Here is a 1,932-nt window from a genome sequence, read left to right on the forward strand (position 1 = left end):
GCGGTCGCGTTGAATTGCTCCAGAATCTGCGCTTGCTCCGGAGCCGTGATGATCGCAATCTCCGACAGCTTCGTCTCAGGCATACTCACCACCGCATCGATCACCTGCAGGAAATGATTCGCTATCCGTTCGGCCGTTTCCCGCTTAAACAGCATACTGGCATATTCGAGGCTGCACGCAAGCTCGCTTCCTTGCTCAGTCACATTGAACATCAGATCAAATTTGGCAGCCGTATGCTCATGCGGATAAGGCTTGAACTGCAGATCGGCAATTTCCCGCTGCCCTTGCTCCAAATTGTGCAGGGCGAACATCGTATCGAACAACGGGTTGCGGCTCAAATCCCGTTTCAAATTCAGCTTCGCCACAAGCTCCTCCAACGGGTAGTCCTGATGCTCATACGCTTGCAGCGCCGTTTCTTTGACTTCCTGCAGATAGTCCAGGAATTTTTTTTCACCCGCCGGATAATTGCGTAGCGCCAGCGTGCCGACGAACATCCCAATCAGGCCTTCCAGCTCCCCATGCGGCCTTCCTGCAATCGGGGTACCGACAATCACATCCTCCTGGCCGGTATATTTGTGCAGGAGCGTCGTATATGCGGACAGCAGCACCATATACAAAGTCGATCCGGTACTTGCTGCAAGCCGTTTTAAAGCCTCACTTCTGGAGGCGTCGATCACAAATTCGATCTGATCCCCTTCAAAGCTTTGCAGCGCCGGTCTAACCTCATCTGTCGGAAGATCAAGCACCGGAAGCTCCCCGCGGAATGTATCCAGCCAATAGGCTTCCTGCTTGCCGATCCGTTCGCTTTGCACCTCCAGTTGCTGCCATACTGCATAATCTTTGTACTGAATCCGCAGTTCTGGCAGTTCGGCGCCTTCGTACAGCTGGATGAACTCCTCAACCAAAATGTTCATCGACGCACCGTCGGAGACGATATGATGCATGTCGAACAACAGCAAATGGCGATCTTTCTGCAACCGGAGCAGTCCGACTCGCAGAAGTGGAGCCTGCCGGAGATCGAACGGACGAATAAACTCACGAACGTGTTCTCTCGCTTCTTCTTCCCGGACCTCTGCATATTCCACCGCAAAAGACACTTCCTCGTGCACCTTCTGCACCGGCTCGCCGTCCACGACATCGAAGCTCGTTCTCAGCGTCTCGTGCCGACGTATCAGCTGGCGGAACGCCGCTTCCAGCCGCGTGCGGTCCAGTTCCCCTTCCACTGTCATAACGCCCGGCATATTGTAGCTGATTTCTCCGCCTTCGATCTGGCTGAGCACGTATAAACGCTTCTGTGCCGAAGATACCGGGTAGTAGCTTCGTTCCCCGACGACCGGAATGGAAGCATAAGCCGCCTGATCCCGGCTTTCGATTATTTCGGCCATCTGTTCGATGGTCGGGAATTGAAACACCTCCCGGAGCGCGATATGGCCGTTCAGCTCTTTGTGAATACGGGACATGAGAAGCGTAGCCCGCAAAGAGTGTCCTCCGATATCAAAGAAGTTGTCTTTAATCCCAACACTTTTCAGCCCCAGCACTTCCTGCCAAATGTTCGCCAGACTTGCTTCTATCGGCGTTCTTGGCGCCTCATGCCGCGACCCGGCTGTTTCGATTTCCTGCGGCGCCGGCAGTGCTTTGCGATCAATTTTCCCGTTGGGGGTCAGCGGCAGCCGATCTACTTGAACAAAATAGGCCGGAAGCATGTAAGCCGGAAGCTCCTGCGCAAGCGCAGCTTTAAGCTCGCTGGCGGGCAGCATTTCCTCCGCAGCGAAATAGGCTGCCAGCTGCTTCTGTCCAGTCTGGTCCTCACGTGCAATGACAACGGCTTCCTGTACGGACTCGACCTGTAAAAGGTGCGCCTCCACCTCGCCCAGCTCGATTCGATAGCCACGAATCTTCACCTGCTCATCAATCCGTCCCTTGATCTCAAGG

At 54.7% G+C, this 1,932-nt stretch carries 1 protein-coding gene; it reads right to left on the reverse strand.

Annotation, left to right across the window (positions count from 1 at the left end):
- A partial coding sequence (locus L693_RS28450) for a condensation domain-containing protein (RefSeq protein WP_231503736.1) occupies positions 1-1,932 on the reverse strand: 1,932 nt, incomplete at both ends.

This window comes from Paenibacillus sp. 1-18 (assembly GCF_000520755.1).
In the GTDB taxonomy this organism is placed as follows: domain Bacteria; phylum Bacillota; class Bacilli; order Paenibacillales; family Paenibacillaceae; genus Paenibacillus; species Paenibacillus brasilensis.